This window comes from Gilliamella sp. App6-5 (genome assembly GCF_001690525.1).
Taxonomy (GTDB): domain Bacteria; phylum Pseudomonadota; class Gammaproteobacteria; order Enterobacterales; family Orbaceae; genus Gilliamella; species Gilliamella apicola_H.
In genome coordinates, this window is record NZ_LZGT01000050.1 from 16884 (window position 1) to 34508 (window position 17625).

The 17625-nt window shown below is 36.3% G+C and carries 19 protein-coding genes; 11 read left to right on the forward strand and 8 right to left on the reverse strand.

From position 1 onward, the window contains the following. Positions 1-38 precede the first annotated feature (38 nt). From A9G24_RS06435 to metC, 4 genes are all read right to left on the reverse strand, one after another. Positions 39-1052, reverse strand: coding sequence for an FAD-binding oxidoreductase (locus tag A9G24_RS06435; protein WP_065638293.1), 1014 nt, complete (start codon positions 1050-1052; stop codon positions 39-41). 29 nt (positions 1053-1081) lie between these two features. After that, positions 1082-1390, reverse strand: coding sequence for a hypothetical protein (locus A9G24_RS06440; protein ID WP_065638294.1), 309 nt, complete (start codon positions 1388-1390; stop codon positions 1082-1084). 154 nt (positions 1391-1544) lie between these two features. Beyond that, positions 1545-2843, reverse strand: a complete 1299-nt coding sequence (tilS, locus tag A9G24_RS06445) for a tRNA lysidine(34) synthetase TilS (RefSeq protein ID WP_065638325.1) — start codon at positions 2841-2843, stop codon at positions 1545-1547. A 32-nt stretch (positions 2844-2875) separates the two neighbouring features. Next, entirely contained in the window at positions 2876-4093 is a 1218-nt protein-coding gene (gene metC / locus A9G24_RS06450; protein ID WP_065638326.1) for a cystathionine beta-lyase, read from the reverse strand. Positions 4094-4197: 104 nt separating this feature from the next. Between metC and A9G24_RS06455 the strand changes: the two genes are divergently transcribed. Beyond that, a complete protein-coding gene (locus tag A9G24_RS06455) occupies positions 4198-4818 on the forward strand; it encodes a 4'-phosphopantetheinyl transferase family protein (RefSeq protein ID WP_065638295.1) in 621 nt (206 codons plus the stop codon). A gap of 50 nt (positions 4819-4868) precedes the next feature. Here the strand turns inward: A9G24_RS06455 and A9G24_RS06460 are convergent, their stop codons facing one another. Continuing rightward, positions 4869-5642, reverse strand: a complete 774-nt coding sequence (locus A9G24_RS06460; protein ID WP_065638296.1) for a tyrosine-protein phosphatase — start codon at positions 5640-5642, stop codon at positions 4869-4871. Positions 5643-5745: 103 nt separating this feature from the next. Between A9G24_RS06460 and pepB the strand changes: the two genes are divergently transcribed. Further along, on the forward strand, positions 5746-7026 hold the full coding sequence (pepB, locus tag A9G24_RS06465) for an aminopeptidase PepB (protein ID WP_065638297.1): 1281 nt from the start codon (positions 5746-5748) through the stop codon (positions 7024-7026). Between the two features lie 57 nt (positions 7027-7083). Here pepB and A9G24_RS06470 read toward each other — a convergent pair whose 3' ends face one another. Continuing rightward, complete coding sequence (locus tag A9G24_RS06470) at positions 7084-7656, reverse strand: peptidylprolyl isomerase (protein ID WP_442902756.1); 573 nt, start codon at positions 7654-7656, stop codon at positions 7084-7086. Positions 7657-8036: 380 nt separating this feature from the next. Here A9G24_RS06470 and A9G24_RS06475 point away from each other — a divergent pair, with 380 nt between their 5' ends. The 3 genes from A9G24_RS06475 to robA all read left to right on the forward strand — a co-directional run bounded on the left by A9G24_RS06475 (position 8037) and on the right by robA (position 10295). Beyond that, a complete protein-coding gene (locus tag A9G24_RS06475; RefSeq protein WP_176701171.1) occupies positions 8037-8600 on the forward strand; it encodes a phosphoribosyltransferase family protein in 564 nt (187 codons plus the stop codon). Positions 8601-8706: 106 nt separating this feature from the next. After that, positions 8707-9282 carry a Fe-S biogenesis protein NfuA gene (gene nfuA / locus A9G24_RS06480; protein WP_065638327.1) on the forward strand — a complete coding sequence of 192 codons (576 nt, stop codon included), beginning with the start codon at positions 8707-8709 and terminating at the stop codon, positions 9280-9282. A 95-nt stretch (positions 9283-9377) separates the two neighbouring features. Then, the gene (robA, locus tag A9G24_RS06485; protein ID WP_065638300.1) at positions 9378-10295 is read left to right on the forward strand and encodes an MDR efflux pump AcrAB transcriptional activator RobA; all 918 of its coding nucleotides are present in this window, start codon (positions 9378-9380) and stop codon (positions 10293-10295) included. A gap of 45 nt (positions 10296-10340) precedes the next feature. On the opposite strand, the gene trpR is transcribed toward robA, so the two are convergent. Both trpR and sltY read right to left on the reverse strand, forming a co-directional pair. Continuing rightward, positions 10341-10631, reverse strand: a complete 291-nt coding sequence (trpR, locus tag A9G24_RS06490; RefSeq protein ID WP_218056241.1) for a trp operon repressor — start codon at positions 10629-10631, stop codon at positions 10341-10343. An 11-nt stretch (positions 10632-10642) separates the two neighbouring features. Next, positions 10643-12583: a murein transglycosylase gene (sltY, locus tag A9G24_RS06495; RefSeq protein ID WP_065638302.1), complete on the reverse strand. Its 1941-nt coding sequence runs from the start codon at positions 12581-12583 to the stop codon at positions 10643-10645. 164 nt (positions 12584-12747) lie between these two features. Between sltY and iscR the strand changes: the two genes are divergently transcribed. Genes iscR through hscA form a run of 6 tightly spaced genes read left to right on the forward strand, consistent with a single transcriptional unit; the run spans position 12748 to position 17611 of the window. Further along, the gene (gene iscR / locus A9G24_RS06500) at positions 12748-13203 is read left to right on the forward strand and encodes a Fe-S cluster assembly transcriptional regulator IscR (RefSeq protein WP_065638303.1); all 456 of its coding nucleotides are present in this window, start codon (positions 12748-12750) and stop codon (positions 13201-13203) included. A 38-nt stretch (positions 13204-13241) separates the two neighbouring features. Further along, positions 13242-14456: an IscS subfamily cysteine desulfurase gene (locus A9G24_RS06505; protein WP_065638304.1), complete on the forward strand. Its 1215-nt coding sequence runs from the start codon at positions 13242-13244 to the stop codon at positions 14454-14456. Between the two features lie 15 nt (positions 14457-14471). Further along, the gene (gene iscU, locus A9G24_RS06510; protein ID WP_065586702.1) at positions 14472-14858 is read left to right on the forward strand and encodes a Fe-S cluster assembly scaffold IscU; all 387 of its coding nucleotides are present in this window, start codon (positions 14472-14474) and stop codon (positions 14856-14858) included. Continuing rightward, complete coding sequence (gene iscA / locus A9G24_RS06515) at positions 14858-15181, forward strand: iron-sulfur cluster assembly protein IscA (RefSeq protein WP_065638305.1); 324 nt, start codon at positions 14858-14860, stop codon at positions 15179-15181. The genes iscU and iscA overlap by 1 nt, the downstream gene beginning before the upstream one ends. Positions 15182-15196: 15 nt before the next feature. Then, entirely contained in the window at positions 15197-15715 is a 519-nt protein-coding gene (hscB, locus tag A9G24_RS06520) for a Fe-S protein assembly co-chaperone HscB (protein ID WP_065638306.1), read from the forward strand. Between the two features lie 36 nt (positions 15716-15751). After that, positions 15752-17611 carry a Fe-S protein assembly chaperone HscA gene (hscA, locus tag A9G24_RS06525; RefSeq protein WP_065638307.1) on the forward strand — a complete coding sequence of 620 codons (1860 nt, stop codon included), beginning with the start codon at positions 15752-15754 and terminating at the stop codon, positions 17609-17611. The last annotated feature ends 14 nt before the right edge of the window (positions 17612-17625 follow it).

Below are 17625 nucleotides of genomic sequence, written 5' to 3' on the forward strand. Positions count from 1 at the left end.
AATAGCAATTAATTGGGGATAAAAATCATCAAACCGTTCTACCGGTATAAAATATTTTTGTAGCGCATAACTTTTATTTTTTCAGCAATAGGCTGTAAACTGGCTACATCGTAACTGGCTTCATAATTACGCCACATCACGGGTTGTTTTATATAATCGCCATCATCATGAACTTTTCGTAATTCTTTGCCTAAAGTAGATGAAGAGACGATTTTTAGTTTTACCTGTTGATTATTTGAAGATTTATCGTTAGGTCTTAATCTATCCAAAATAGTCAGTGGTTCTTGTGTTTGTTTAAATGTGACTGCACGGACTTTTTTAAAATCAGGCGGATAGATTATGGCATTGTGAAATATTGCGGTTTTATCAGGACGGATATGCTGAGTGAAATACGAGTGATACTTTGTCATAGGCATAACTTCATTAATACGTTTTACCTTAACATTATCAGTAAGTTGCAATGTGACTTCTGTGATAACGCCTAAGCCACCATAGCCGCCAATAGCACCATAAAATATATCCTGATTTTCTTCTGGGCTGGCTATTACTACTGAACCATTGGCAAGTACGATTTTGAACTGTTCGACAGATAGGATAATGGGCCTTTCTCCAATATAGCGACCATGCACATTCACACTCATTGAACCGCCAATACTGAAATTGGCATAGCTTTGCATGATTTTTACCGATAAGTTATAGGGATCAATAAGTTCTTGTACTTGACGCCAACTTGCGCCGGTCTCAATGGTTAAACGTTTTTGCTCAGGATTAAAATCAATCACATGGTTCAGCTTTTGCGTATCTATCTGGATTGCGCCTGTTATTGCTGTTTGTCCACCCATGCTATATTTTCCTCCAGCGATACTAATTGGACCAGTGGCATTTTTGACCAGTTCGGCGACCTGCTGGGTCGATTCTGGTTGCACAATCGCAGCGACTTGTACTGGTGTCATACCTGTAACATCATTGACAACAACTGCTTGCGTTTTTAATGGTAGTAACAGGCAAAGACAGTAGCTTAATAAATGTATTTTTTTATCATAAATTAACATCTACTTGATCTACAATAAAATAATTGATTCTATCTGATTACAAAGAATTCATCAACAAAGGTAAAGTCTAATGTTGTCAAATAGTGATAATAACCAAGATACATTTCATCTTTATAAATTTTTAAGCACATTTGAAAAACAGGTTCAGTATAACCTCCCGTTAAAATCACACTTAGACTTTCACGAAAAGTCAGTGTTTTGATATCTTGCTTAGTATTAAGCTCTAATTCGGTGTGGTTATTATTAAGAATGTGCTTTAAGCTTGTCATAGCTAGTTTTTTTAACCTATTATGGATTAATTCAATATCTGTAGATTTTAGATAATCAGATAGAAGCATAATGGTGATAAATCCTGATATTTGCTGATAATCATATTAACCTTAATAGCTTTTGTTTATTTAACTAAGCTATATTGCCTTTAACAAATATGATTATTTTAGCTAATCTTTTAAGTGTATTATTGTTTTGCATATTAAACATCATCGATAAAACCTATAAGCCATTATTCACGAGTCTAAAACCGATTTGTGTGCCTTTTCCTTGTTCGGTAACAAACTTACCAACAGCGCAGATCAGTTGTTCATTATAGTAAATTAACGGGATTCGTGTACGCATCCACGGTGGAATGTTATGTTCTTGCCATAACTTTTTTATTGATCGCGAGCCATTGCGATTGATAATTTGAAATTGTCCTTGGGCATGAAATCGTACGGTGACTTGTTCATCTGCATATGGTAAACGGCAAGATAAATCAGTGTGATAATTAATCTGCAATTCACCAACACTATCTGGCAGAATTAAAGGTAAAGCCAAATCCCAGTTGAGGATTTGTTGTTCAATATTTTGGTATAACGGTAATAAATAGAGTTGATTTTGATAGCGACGAATTTGCCTGCAATGTAGTATGAATTTAGGGTTGGCATCTTCTTTTGCTAGCACAACCGTTTGCCAAATGAGTGCTACTTGCTTTTGGCTTGGCATAGTCATTTGTTGGGAACGCAGCCACATGCGCAACACAGCATTGCGTTTATATTCTGAACACGTCATTAAAGGCGCTAGATTTAGCTGTCCTTGTTGGCTAACCATTTGTTGAAAATCAGCTAATAATAATTCATTAATTAACGCTTCTTGTTGCTGACATAATTCAGCACTGCGTGCCACCATTTGCGAAAAATGTGGCCAGCGTTGATTCAGTATTGGTAAGACCTTTAAGCGTAAAAAATTGCGGTCATAACGATCATCTTGGTTGCTTTCATCTTCTATCCAGTTGAGTTGATGATGATTAGCATAAGCTTCAATTTGTGCGCGTGAAATTGTTAATAAAGGGCGAAGATGTTGCTGATTTTCCTGTGGCATGGCGGCCAATCCCGCAGGACCACTACCACGTTTTAATGCTAAAAAGAAAGTTTCGCATTGATCATCAAGATGTTGCGCAGTACATAAGGTTTCATCATTTTTTAAATGACGATAGATAGCTTGGTAACGCGCATTTCTGGCTTGTTCTTCGATATTTCCTGCATTAGGGTCGAGTTTGACTTTTTCAATAATCAGTGGAACTTGCCATGTTTGGCATTGTTTTTGGCAATGCATTGCCCAGTTGTCAGCATAGCTGCTCAAACCATGATGAATATAGATTGCCCTTAGCTTTAAATCAGGTAATAATTGCTGTTTGAGTGCAACTAGTGCATGCATTAATACAGTTGAATCCACACCACCACTATAAGCAACCAGTAGTGCTTTGTGGTGTGTGATTTTATGCATAATTGTTTGTTTGATGCTTTCATCAAACATTGTTTGGTGTGGGTTATTCATCTTCTGTTTAATTATACCAAGCTTTGTAATGCATTGGCTTTATTTTTGTGTTGTTTGATTCTGTCTAAACCAGCCGCAAGATCGGCAATTAAATCATCAGGATCTTCAAGACCTATATGTAGCCGAATCAGTGTTCCCGCAAAGTCTATGCCAGATACTGGTCTAATGTTTGCGAGTTCTTCGGGTTGATTAGCTAAAATCAATGACTCAAATCCACCCCATGAATAAGCCATTGAAAAATAAGTTAAGTTATCAAGAAAATCAGACAATTGCACGTCGGTTAATCGATCTTTGAGTATAAATGAAAATAAGCCACTTGCGCCCGAAAAGTCACGTTTAAAAAATTCGTGTCCTTTACAACTTTCTAATGCTGGGTGATTGACGGTCGCCACTTTTGGGTGACTTGCTAACCATTTTGCTACTTTTAAACCGCTTTCGTGATGTTGTTTTAATCGTATTGCTAATGTGCGTAAACCGCGTGCAGCCATATAGGCGGTATCCGCATCACACATTTGTCCCATTAAGTAAGATCGTTCGCGCAAAGTTTCCCAACAGCGCTCGTTAGCAACCGCGGTACCTATCATGGCATCAGAATGGCCGATAAGGTATTTAGTACCCGCTTGTATTGAGATATCAATATCATGTTCTAACGCTTTAAATAAAATCCCGGCACTCCATGTGTTATCTATCATAATGATGATTTCAGGATTAACACTACGAATGGCTTTAACAATCAATGGTATATCGTGAATTTCCATCGTAATTGAGCTTGGTGATTCTAAAAATACGACTTTCGTATTCGGCTTAATGTGATTTGTGATATAGCGACCAATTAATGGCGAGAAGTAATCGGTTTGAACACCAAAATCTTTTAAAATGTGTTGGCAAAAATCTTGAGTGGGTTCGTAAACGGCTTCTGATACTAAAATATGATCGCCTGTTTTCACAAAAGCTAAAATGGCATTAGTAATAGCCGCTGCACCACATGGATAAAGGTAACAACCTGCTCCCCCTTCAATTTCAACCATCGCTTCTTGTAGTGCAAAATGGGTCAATGTGCCGCGGCGGCCGTAGAATAATGCACCATTGGCACGATTTTTTGTGGCTTCTTTTTTGGTTTCAATAGAATCAAAAACCAGTGAGGATGCACGTTGAATAACCGAATTAACCGCACCTTGTGTATATCGCTTTTTACGTCCTGCATGAACTAATTTTGTTGGTAATGACATAATGATTCCTTTTGCAATTTTATAAATTTTTATATTTTTATAACAGTTAGAATAGCATGCTGCTAAAATAGTAAAAAATAATTTTTGTGAATGCTTACTGACTGATGACACTAATAATTCAACTTGCTAATTTGAATCATACCGAAATTGACTTTTCATTATTGCCTCCACAGATTGTTGCTGAAGCTGATAAATTCAATGATGAACGCAAAAAACAATTTTTAGTGTGTCGCTCAATATTGGCCAATTTGCTTAAGCAGTACTGTCATATTCCAACTTTACCGGAAATGGTCATTGGCGATAATAGTCGCCCTTGTTTTTTAGAACGCCATTTACCAGACTTTAATATTAGTCATAGCCAAGATGAGGTGGCGGTAGCCATTTCATTAACAGGGATGATTGGGCTCGATATTGAAGTGGCACGCCCGCGCAAAAATTATTTAAATGTGGCTAAAAATTTTTTTGCGGATGATGAATATCAATGGATGCTTAAGCAAGACGATACATTAGCGGCTTTTTGGCAATTATGGACGTTGAAAGAGTCTGCATTAAAACTATATGCCAAAGGGGTTTGGCAAATAAAATCGGTTAAAGTTAACTTAAAACAGCAGATGATTACAGCGCCTTTTGGGCAAGATTTCTATTATCAATATCGTCAAGTGGGCAATGTTCATCTGTCTGTAAACAGTAATCAACCGATTTCTAAATGGATTTTGTTATCTTAATATAGCATTTTGCCATTATCTTTTATGGCAAAATAAATCATTACAATTTATTAAACTAGATAGATATCTTGGATTCTTTTTCTATTGTTTGCATTTAATTGATATTCCTGTGATAACCAATCGTCAATAGAATCATAACGCATTTTAATTGCGTCAAATGCGGCTGTTAAATACTCTTTTTTGGCGGCAAAAATTAATTTGCGGTTTTCAAATTCATCAGGAGTAACCTTATGTTGGTATTGTCGTAATAGATTTTCACGATAATCCGACAATAGTTGTTCAGTTAGCAAATAATCTTGCATGATAACTTCTTCACTCACACCTAAAGCAAACAGCGTTAATGCGACGCCAACACCCGTGCGATCTTTACCCACCGCGCAATGTTGCACTAGTGGTTTACCTTGTGAGGTCAGTAAGATTGACGAAAGTTTTTGGTAGGCAGGGTTATTAAATGGTAGTAGCTGGTATAGTTTAACCATAAAATCAAATGGTGCATTTTTTTTCATTGCTTGGTGGGCATTGGCTAGATCGCTTGTTAAACTTGCGGTGACTGTATCGCTCAAAGGGTTAGCAGGTACATTAATATAATGAGTGTTTTGCCATAATTTATCTGGATTTCGAGCAATTTCATCGGGATCGCGATAGTCTAAAATATAGTGTAGGTTTAACTCATCAGATAAAAAAGATTGCTCTTCTGGCGTGATCAATGAGAATGCACCTGAGCGGTATAGCAGACCCGATCGAATTTGACGTCCATCGGTTGTTTTGATTCCACCTAAATCACGAAAATTAACTCCATTTTTTATTGGTACAACACAAGTCATTACTACCCCTTATTTATACTTAACTTTTCTTGCTATATTAACATGTTTCTGATTAGAATTAATCCACTGTTTCTACTATTACGAATGATTTAAGGTACTTATTATGTCAATGTTATCTGTTTTACTTTCTGATAAAGCTGCGCCAACGCAATGGGGAAAAGATGCACTGCTGAGTTTTTCGAACGATACAATTACTATTCACTATAAACCGGAGCATCGCTTAGGAGCGATTCAACGTGCGGGAAGAAAACTTGATCAGCAAGGAATAAATTTGGTTAAACTAAGTGGCGAAAACTGGGATCTTGAGGCTTGTTGGCATTTTTGGTTAGGTTATCGTAATGCCAAAAAAAGCACCAAGGTAACTTGGCCAAAACTCAATAGCAAAGATAAGCAAGAATTAAAACATCGCTTAGCGATTATTGATTGGTGTCGGGACATTGTTAATGAGCAAGCCGAAACATTAAGTCCGTTAGCACTAGCAACACAAAGTGCAAAATTGGTCAGTGCCTATTCAGCTGATACCACTTATAACATCATTTCAGGCGAAGCTTTAAAAGAGCGCGATTATATGGGGATTTATACGGTAGGTAAGGGGTCAGATAGGCCAGCTACGTTACTTGAGCTTGATTATAATCCCACTAAAGACCCTAACGCACCGATTACTGCTTGTTTAGTTGGCAAGGGGATTACGTTTGATTCGGGCGGTTATAGTTTAAAACCAAGTAGCTTTATGGAATCAATGCGTTCAGATATGGGCGGTGCTGCATTAGTAACGGGGGCTTTAGCGCTAGCGATTGCACGAGGGCTACATCATCGGATCAAACTCTATTTATGTTGTGCCGATAATTTAGTCAGTGGCAATGCGTTTAAGTTAGGCGATATTATTCATTACCGTAACGGTAAAACGGTTGAAGTTGATAACACTGATGCAGAAGGGCGACTAGTTTTGGCTGATGGTTTAATTTGTGCTGATAATGATCAGCCTCATTATATTATTGATTGTGCAACACTGACTGGAGCGGCTAAGATTGCGGTGGGGAATGATTATCAGTCATTACTTTCGTTTGATGATAACTTTGCTAGCCAATTGTTAGCTAGTAGCGATATTGAGCATGAAGCTTTTTGGCGATTACCATTAGCCGAATTTCACCGTTCTCAATTTCCGTCATCGTTTGCCGATATGGCAAATTCAGGTTTACCTAATACCGCGGGTGCGAGTACTGCCGCAGCTTTTTTATCACATTTTATTAAAAACTATCAACAAAACTGGTTACATGTTGATTGCTCCGCAACATTCCGTAAAAGCGCTACAGCATTATGGGCAACAGGCGCAACGGGAATTGGGGTGAGGACAATTGCTAATTTACTTTGTCAGCTTCAATAATATCGAAAAAACCACTTGAAAAAGTGGTTTTTTATTTCTTTAAAAAGTAAAGATTGTTTAATTATTTTTAATAACCGCAACTTTTTTAATATAAATTGGTTCAACAGGGACATCTCTATGTGGACCTACACGTTTAGTTGGTGCATTAACAATTTTGTCAACAACGTCCATACCTTTAATCACTTTACCAAACACCGCATAGCCGTAACTTTCTGGAGATTGGTAATTAAGAAAATTATTGTCGACTACGTTGATAAAAAATTGACTGGTTGCACTATTTACTTCACTGGTTCTTGCCATTGCAATGGTGCCACGATCATTTTTTAAGCCGTTATCTGCTTCATTTTTAATAGGCGCATTATTGTCTTTGAATTTGAGTTGATCATCAGCACCACCACCTTGAATCATAAATCCAGGAATGACGCGATGGAAAGTTAAATTCTCATAGAAGCCACTATTGACATAATCAAGAAAATTTTTAGTAGTAATTGGGGCATGTTCGCTATCTAGTTCAATTTCAATGTCGCCCATGCTGGTTTGTAATAATACTTTTGTGTCTGCTAAAGCAACGGTAGAAAGCAAAGTTAGTAATATTGTAATAAATAATAGTTTGATTTTTTTCATATATATTAATTTGTTGAGTCTAAGGGGAGGCTGATTATACCGAATATTTAATTATTATAAATCACTATTATGAAAAATCAGATAATTTTTTGTGTTGTCGATCGTAGAAGTATTTAATTATGTGCAGTCATAAGATGAGTTTGCCTATTATATTAGTCTTGCTTGATAAGAAAAGCAAAAGTCAGGGGGTTATAAAAAATGGTTTTTTATGGCTTTAGTTTTTATATTGCAACGTCATGTTACCTGAAACTTTTTTACCAATAAGTATATAGGATCCTATGCGGTGTGTTTTGTGTGATATGCCCTTATCTTTGCCTCATCAGGGTATTTGTTGTCAATGTGTTAAAAATTTACCTAAATTTAATAAGGTCTGTCATCAGTGCTGTTTGCCGCATTCTTTATCGACTGATATATGTTATCGTTGCTGTGCAAAGAAACCATACTGGGATGAGCTTATTGCTGTTTCTGAATATATTAATCCACTAAAAAAATTGATTCATCATTTAAAGTTCTATAGAAAAATTGAACTGAATACTGCATTGGCAAGATTGATGTTTTTAGCTTGGTATCAACGGCGAGAAGTCGATGCTTTAATTAAACCTGATTTGGTCACTTGTGTGCCATTGCACCATATTCGTTATTGGTCTCGTGGTTTTAATCAAGCTGAATTATTAGCAAAACCGATTGCAAGATGGTTAAATCGTGACTTTTCTCCTTATTTGTTATCTCGAAAGCCAACTATGCAAGATCAAAAAAATCTATCGCTTACAGAACGAATTGCTAATGTCGAAACGCTTTTTATGTGCCACCAAGATCTTTCTCATAAATCGGTCATGCTTATTGACGATATCGTTACAACTGGTAATACGATTAATGCCATTAGTCAGCAACTAAAAAAATGTGGTGCAACAAGTGTTCATGTAGTTTGTTTATGTCGTACAGTATTGTAAAATCCTGAACAACCCCTATAATAACCAAGAAAGTTAGTCAACTATTATTATCAATGATATTAGGTCTGTTTATTACCTAATTATATTAAAGTGAGGGATTATGTCTATTATCACTATTTCTGAGTCAGCTCAACAGCACTTTAAAAAATTGCTTGCTAATCAACCTGAAGGAACACAAATTCGGGTCTTTGTTATGAATCCCGGTACGCCAAGCGCAGAATGTGGGGTTTCTTATTGTCCGGCTGATACTGTAGAAGATAGCGACATAGAAGAAACGTTTGCTGATTTTTCTGTTTATATTGATGAAATGAGTGCACCATTTTTAGAAGAAACGGTTATTGATTATGTGACTGATGAGTTAGGTTCGCAGTTAACATTAAAAGCACCAAATTCAAAAATGAAAAAAGTGGCTGATGATGCACCACTTATTGAACGTGTTAATTATGCAATTCAAGCGCAGGTTAATCCTCAGTTAGCTAGTCATGGCGGGCATGTGAGTTTAGTTGAGTTGACCGACGATAATTATGTTATATTGCAATTTGGCGGAGGATGTAATGGTTGTTCAATGGTTGATTACACTTTGAAAGAAGGTATTGAAAAACAATTAATGGCAGAGTTTCCTGAACTTGCTGGTGTAAAAGATATTACTGAACATCAAGCTGGATCGCATTCTTTTTGCTAAAAATGAAGAAAATAATTTTTATTTAAGCCTTGCTTATTGCTGGGATTAAGTCATAATCGGATGACGTTTGCCATTTGATATTCTGATGGGGTTATATGAATCAAGTGAGTATTATTTCAGATCTTATCGTTTGGATTGAAAAAAATTTGGAACAACCATTATCTATTGATCATGTTGCACAAAAATCAGGTTATTCAAAGTGGCATTTACAACGTATGTTTAAAGAAGTCACAGGCCAAGTTCTTGGTACTTATATTCGTCATCGTCGTTTAACTTATGCCGCACTTGCTTTACGTATGACAAGTAAACCCATTTTAGATATTGCAATGCAATATCGTTTTGATTCCCAGCAAACATTTACTCGATCTTTTAAAAAACAATTTAATGAAACTCCAGCAAGTTACCGTCGGGGGGAATTTTGGGATCCTACAGGGTTAACACCAGCTATTGAGCTTAATAAAAATCGACTTTCATTGCCCGAGCCAAAATTTGTGAATATGCCTCAAAAAACTTTTTGGGGTATCACCTTTAAGAATAATTGTAATTTGAGTCAATTATTGGATGAAGAAAATAAACTAAGATCGCAATTTTTTTATAATTATATATCTCGCTGTAACCATAAATGTGAAAATCTACCAGATAAAATTTATGCTTTTAGCCGTATATTGAAAAGCAAAGAGAATGCTAATGAACAAGAGCTTCTTTATACCATTGCTTTAGATCATAATAATAATCTTGAAAGTATTGAACAGGTTGTGAGTGAGGGTGGCTTGTATCTTTGTTTTAAATATATTGGCTCTCCTGATGAGTTTAGTGATTTTATTTCGCAAGTGCATTTAGCTGCTATGCCAGCATTAAAAGTACGTTTGCGTAGCTCTAGTTGTGTAATTGAAATTCATCATAACCATCATGATGGCACCGCCGAATCGGTTAAGGATATCACCCGTATGGAATGTGATTATTGTGTGCCGGTTGTTACTGAAAGTGAAGTCAATATCCAACCCAATTTATAGTATAGTGTGATATAAAAATCGGTTAATAGATATTGACTGATGTATTTAATTATTTGAATTTAAAAAGATATTTTCTAACCATTTTTTGAATTCTGGGGTTACTTCTTTTAGACTGTTCGATCCACGTGTTACAGTTGCAATTCCTATCCCAAGTTGCTCTTTTAGTTGGCGTTGATTGATTGAACCATCAAGTAATGAATGTACAATTTTGACGCGAGTAATTAAAGCGTCGCGCTCATCAGCGGTCATTAATAATTTTAATATATCAAGTGAATAACCATCGTTAAATGCTTGGTGTAATATTGCAACTGTCTGTTTCCATTCGTTAGTTTTCATTATAATCACCATTAATATTGTTTATTAAATTCATTTGAATTAAGAATATTGACATTTTTTTGCCCTAAGATTATTTGGTAAATGTAATCATATACCAATACATTTTTCACATAATTACGCGTTTCGGTAAACGGTATGCTATCAATAAATGCAATAGCATCCAGTTTTCCATGACTATTATTAAGCCATCTTTTTACACGATTAGGGCCTGCATTATAAGCTGCTGAAGACAATATACGATTATTTTCATTTTGTTGATAAACAGTGTTTAAATAGGAAGTACCTAATTCTATATTCGTTTTAGGATCAAACAATTGTCCCGATGAAACATAAGTGACTGAATTAACTTTTTTAGCGGTTTCTTTTGCTGTCGCAGGCATTAATTGCATAAGTCCGCGGGCGCCGGCAGGGGATTTGGCAGTGGTATCCAGCGCACTTTCTTGACGAGAAATAGCTAAAGCATAAGATAACGCAATCGCTTTATCTTTTAATGCATTGTTATATAAGTCCTTGTACATAATCGGTAAACGTTCAGTCCAGTTATTCCAAAGCTTACCAACAATGGTTGCTTGAATACTAAGATCACCCCAGCCTTTTTGTAAGGCATATTGAGCTAATGCTAAATATTCATTTTTGTTGGTTTGCCTATTTAACATATATCGCCATTCGTTGCTTGATTCAGATACCATACCAAAATAATATAATTCGTTGATTCTTTTTACATAGGGTTGATTATCATATTTGGTTTTTAGTGTTGATATTTCAGATGGTGTAATCTTTTTAGATTGGTTATTGAGCGAATAAGGTTGATTAAGTGTTTGTGCGCTTACCATACCATAAAATCCACGTTTGGTTGTTAGTGTTTGTAAAATTTGGTTAGCTTCATTTTTTTGATTTTTATTGAGTAATACTCGAGCTCGCCAATATTGCCATTCTTCTTTCAATTTATCTTCCGGCGATAATTGTGCTAGCCAATAGGCAATGTCAGTAAAGTTATAGGCATCGATAGCAAGGCGGATGCGCTTTTCGACTAATGTAGTATCATGATATTTGGCAATATAGTTATCACGCCATTTAATTTGTTCATCAGTTGCAGAATCTTTAAAGTAGCTGTTAGCCAAACTCTTTTGTAATGCAACTTGCTCAGCTTCACTTAACGTTTGCTGTTTAACTAGTTTTGGCAATAACGATGCCGCTAAGTTGCTATCTGCTTTTACTAAGCGAGAAAATGATGCTAGAACGATCTTTTTAGTGAAAGGGCTAGCTTTAATATTTTTTGAAAAAGCTTCTAATTTTTTAGGATTATCAAGTACAGCAAGTAAATGACTTTTGGTTGTTTTGTAGTTGTCATCAAGTAAGTTAGCTAGATGTCTGGCTAATTTTAAATTATTTGCTTCAATAGCCAGTTCAATACGTAATAGTACTAAATTAGCTGTTCGCTTACCTGCTTGAGCCCATGCATCGAGTAATGGATCGCATGCAGAAGGAAGTTCTTTACCGGTCATCCAAAGGGATTCAATAGCACTAAAGGCCGCCTCGTTATTTCCTTGTTGTAGCAATGCATATTGATAGCGACACTTAGAGAGTGTGGAATTATCTTTGGGGAATGAAACGATTGTATTCCAATCTTGACGATTGCTTAATTCCGTTAGATAAGATTGCGTTAATGTAGCGGTTAGCGGAAAGTCATTATATTTTTTGACAAAATCACTTACCATTTGTGGTGAAACTAATCTAATATTATTCTGAAAAAACTGTACAGCAGCATAGGGATATAGTGGATAATCTTTTATGGCAGTGAGCAATGTTTGCTGTTCTTCAAAAGTCAGTGATTGATAATAATTAAGCCATCTTTGATAATGTTCTCGTAGCGCCTTTTGAGAATCAGTCGCGTAAGTGTTACTTGTGAACAGTAGGCCTATTATTAAAAAATAACGTAAAACTAATTTCATCCTTTAACCCCCTATGAGAATTCATTTTTATTAGATTAGCATATTAAGCTATGATTCGTCGATGATGAACTACCGCTTAATTCCTACTAAAACACTCAACTAAATACTTGACTAAATTAAGAGGATATATACAATAAGCGTTAACAAATATAGGGGAATAATCAATGAAACTGACATCAAAAGGACGATATGCGGTGACGGCAATGCTTGATGTTGCTCTACACGCTGATTCAGGACCGGTATCACTTGCTGATATTTCAGAGCGTCAAGAAATTTCACTTTCTTATCTGGAACAATTGTTTGCTCGATTACGAAAAAATGGTTTGGTTCAGAGTGTCAGAGGTCCTGGCGGTGGTTATATACTGAGCCGTTCTATGGATCAAATAGCTATTAGTTCAATTGTTAAAGCTGTCGATGAGACAGTGCATGCAACAAAATGTCACGGGCAAGATGGATGCCAAGGCGGTGTTAGGTGTTTAACTCATACACTATGGAATGATTTAAGTGAACGAATTGAGGACTTTTTAACGAGCATTACATTGAGTGAACTAGTCAATAATAAAGAAGTTAAAGCCGTAGCTAGTCGACAAAGTAATATACAACACGTTCAAATTAATTAATAAAATATACAATACAGAATTTGTCATTGGAGTAATTAATGAAACTACCTATTTATATGGATTACGCAGCGACAACGCCCGTAGATCCTAGAGTTGCTGAAAAAATGATGCAATATTTAACGCCAGACGGTATATTTGGTAATCCGGCATCTCGTTCCCATAAATTTGGTTGGCAAGCGGAAGAAGCCGTTGATATTGCACGTAATCAAATTGCCGATCTTATCGGAGCAGATTCTCGTGAAATCGTTTTTACGTCAGGTGCAACTGAAGCCGATAATTTAGCAATCAAAGGTGCTGCTCATTTTAATCAAGCCAAAGGTAAGCATATTATTACTTGTAAAACTGAGCACAAGGCTGTGCTTGATACTTGTCGCCAACTTGAGCGAGAAGGTTATGAAGTGACTTATTTAGCACCAGAATCTAATGGTATACTCGATCTAGATAAACTTGCAGCAGCAATGCGCAGTGATACAACCGTTGTTTCAATTATGCATGTTAATAACGAAACAGGTGTAATGCAAGATATTGAAAAAATTGGTGAGATGTGTCGTGAGCGAGGCATTGTTTTTCATGTTGATGCAACACAATCGGTTGGTAAATTACCCATTGATGTGACCAACTTAAAAGTTGATTTAATGTCATTTTCGGGTCATAAAATTTATGGGCCAAAAGGTATTGGTGGGCTTTATGTAAGACGTAAACCACGTGTGCGCATTGAAGCACAAATACACGGTGGTGGCCATGAACGTGGGATGCGCTCAGGTACTTTACCTGTACACCAAATTGTAGGGATGGGCGAAGCATATCGTATTGCTAAAGAAGAGATGGCAACCGAAATGCCACGCTTATTAGCCCTAAAAAACCGTTTATGGAATGGTTTAAAAGATATTGAAGAAGTCTATCTTAATGGATCTTTAGAACATAGTGTGCCAAATATTTTAAATGTGAGCTTTGCTTATATTGAAGGTGAATCATTGATGATGGCTTTAAAAGATTTAGCCGTTTCATCGGGTTCAGCTTGTACATCTGCAAGTTTGGAACCCTCTTATGTACTTCGAGCATTAGGTCTGAATGATGAGCTTGCGCATAGTTCAATTCGTTTTTCTATTGGCCGTTTTACCAAAGAAGAAGAAATTGATTATGTTATTAAATTAATTAAAGAATCTATTGGAAAATTAAGAGATTTATCGCCACTTTGGGAAATGTTTAAAGATGGCATTGATTTAACAAAAATTAAATGGTCAGCACATTAAAATTAGGAGTAAATTATGGCATATAGTGAAAAAGTCGTTGATCATTATGAAAACCCACGTAATGTTGGTTCATTTGATCAAAATGATCCTAATGTTGGTAGCGGTATGGTTGGCGCACCAGCGTGTGGCGATGTGATGCGTCTACAAATCAAAGTGAATGATAATGGGATTATTGAAGATGCTAAGTTCAAAACTTATGGTTGTGGTAGTGCAATTGCATCAAGTTCCTTGGTTACAGAATGGATAAAAGGTAAATCATTAGACGAAGCTGGAGCGATCAAAAATACGGATATTGCTAAGGAGCTTGCTTTACCCCCAGTAAAAATTCATTGTTCGATACTAGCGGAAGATGCAATTAAAGCAGCTATTGAAGACTATAAAACCAAAAAAGGACAACGCTAATGGCAATCACATTGACTAATAGCGCAGCTGATCGTGTCCAAGCTTTCCTTGCCAATCGAGGAAAAGGTATTGGGTTACGATTAGGTGTTAAAACATCCGGTTGTTCTGGTATGGCGTATGTTTTAGAGTTTGCCGATGTGATTAATGATGATGATAGTGTCTTTGAAGACAAACAAGTCAAAGTTATCGTGGATAAAAAGAGCTTAGTCTATATTGATGGCACTGAACTTGATTTTGTTAAAGAAGGATTAAACGAAGGTTTCAAGTTTAATAATCCTAATGTGCAACACGAATGTGGTTGCGGTGAAAGCTTTAATGTGTAATTGGACACAATAATTATGGTTAATTACTTTGAGCTATTTAATTTGCCGGTTCAATTACCGGTGAATACCGCTGAGCTAACGACTTGTTATCAACAATTGCAAAAGCAATATCACCCAGATAATTTTGCCGTTGCAACCGATAATGATAAAGTGGCAATTGTTCAAAAATCAGCAACCATTAATGATGGTTACCATACGTTAAAAAATCCAATCAAAGCTGCCGAGTATTTTTTATCTCTACAAGGTTTTGATGTGGCAACTGAACAAAATATTATTCATGATGCCGATTTTTTAATGGAGCAATTTGTTTTACGTGAAAGGCTTGATGAAATAGAGAGTAAAGGGAATTTTGAATTATTAGATGATTTTCAAGCTGAGGTTGTTGCGCGACAGAATATTGTTTATAACGGATTATTACAATTTATTGCTAATCAAGATTGGTCAACTGCACTTAATCAGATCTATAAAATCCGCTATCTTGCTAGGTTGATTGAACAAATCGAAAAGTTACAAGAAAAGCAATTTGATTTATAATTTAAAATAAGTAACGTATCGATAGAGATAGATTAAATGGTATTATTACAGATCAGTGAACCAGGGCAAACTCCACTACCACATCAGCGTCGCCTTGCGGTGGGGATTGATCTTGGTACAACCAATTCACTAGTAGCAACGGTTCGAAGCGGAAAAGCAGAGGTATTACCTGATTTAGAAGGTGATTCACTGTTACCATCCGTTGTGCATTATGGTGTTGATTATGATGATAACCCTATTATTACAATTGGAAAAAATGCTAAAAACAATGCCGTTAATGATCCGCAAAATACTGTCAGCTCTATTAAGCGATTAATGGGGCGAAGTTTATCTGATATAGATTTATCGCATTTTCCTTATACTTTTTCGCAAACTGAAAATGGTGTTCCTTTATTAAACTTGTCTAATGTTCAAGTCAATCCGATACAAGTTTCATCTGAAATTCTCACCGCTTTAGCTGAGCGAGCAAAAGAGAGTTTGCAAGGTGAAATTGATGGTGTAGTTATTACTGTGCCAGCCTATTTTGATGATGCACAACGGCAAGCAACGAAAGATGCTGCAAAGTTAGCTGGCTTGCATGTATTGCGTTTACTCAATGAGCCCACAGCTGCTGCTATTGCCTATGGTTTAGATTCAGGAAAAGAAGGTGTTATCGCTGTTTATGATTTAGGTGGTGGTACTTTTGATATTTCTATTTTACGCTTAAATAAAGGTGTTTTTGAAGTCCTAGCAACCGGTGGTGATTCTGCACTTGGTGGTGATGATTTTGATCGGTTACTGGCTGACTATATAAAAAGGGAATTAGGGTTAGTTAATAATATAGACCCTTATATTAATCAAAAAATCAGTAATCAAGCGACTGAAATAAAGATTTTACTGAGTCGTCAAGATTCGGCTGTATTGTCGCTTGATAATCAGTCATTGACTATTACCCGCCAGCAATTTCAACAATTAATTGAGCCATTGGTTAAACGTACTTTGGCCGTTTGTCGCCGAGCGTTAAAAGATGCAGAGATTAGTGTGGATGAAGTGGTTGAAGTTGTTATGGTTGGTGGCTCTACTCGCGTGCCATTAGTTCGGCAATCAGTGGGACATTATTTCAAAACACATCCGTTAACATCTATTGATCCTGATAAAGTAGTTGCCATTGGTGCAGCTATTCAAGCTGATATTTTGGTTGGAAATAAACCTGATTCGGATATGTTATTGCTTGATGTGATCCCATTGTCGTTAGGCATTGAAATCATGGGCGAATTGGTTGAAAAAATCATTCCACGTAATAGTACGATTCCATGTGCAAGGGCTCAAGAGTTTACCACTTTTAAAGATGGTCAAACTGCGATGATGATTCATGTTTTACAAGGAGAACGTGAAAGTGTCTCTGACTGTCGATCGTTGGCTCGTTTTACATTGCAAGGTATCCCACCAATGCCAGCCGGTGGCGCGCACATTAGGGTGACTTTTCAAGTTGATGCCGATGGTTTATTAAATGTTACAGCAATGGAAAAATCAACGGGTATTGAAGCTGCTATCCAAGTAAAACCTTCATATGGATTAACTGAGAATGAAATTGCCGATATGATTCAAGATTCAATCAGTAATGCAGAGCAAGATAAACAGATTCGAATGCTTGCTGAACAAAAAGTTGAGGCAGCTAGAGTACTTGAAAGCTTACAAAGCGCTTTAGATAAAGATGCTGACTTATTAAATGAAAAGGAGTTGAGCCTGATTTTAGCAGCTAAGCATCAATTACAAGTAGCGAGTGAATCAGATAATAGTTACGCAATTGAAAAGCAAATAAAAATTGTTGATAACCTGACACAAGATTTTGCTGCCAAGCGAATGGATAGGTCTATTCGTCATGCTTTAACTGGTCATAGAGTTGATGATATTTAACTAACGAGATTATT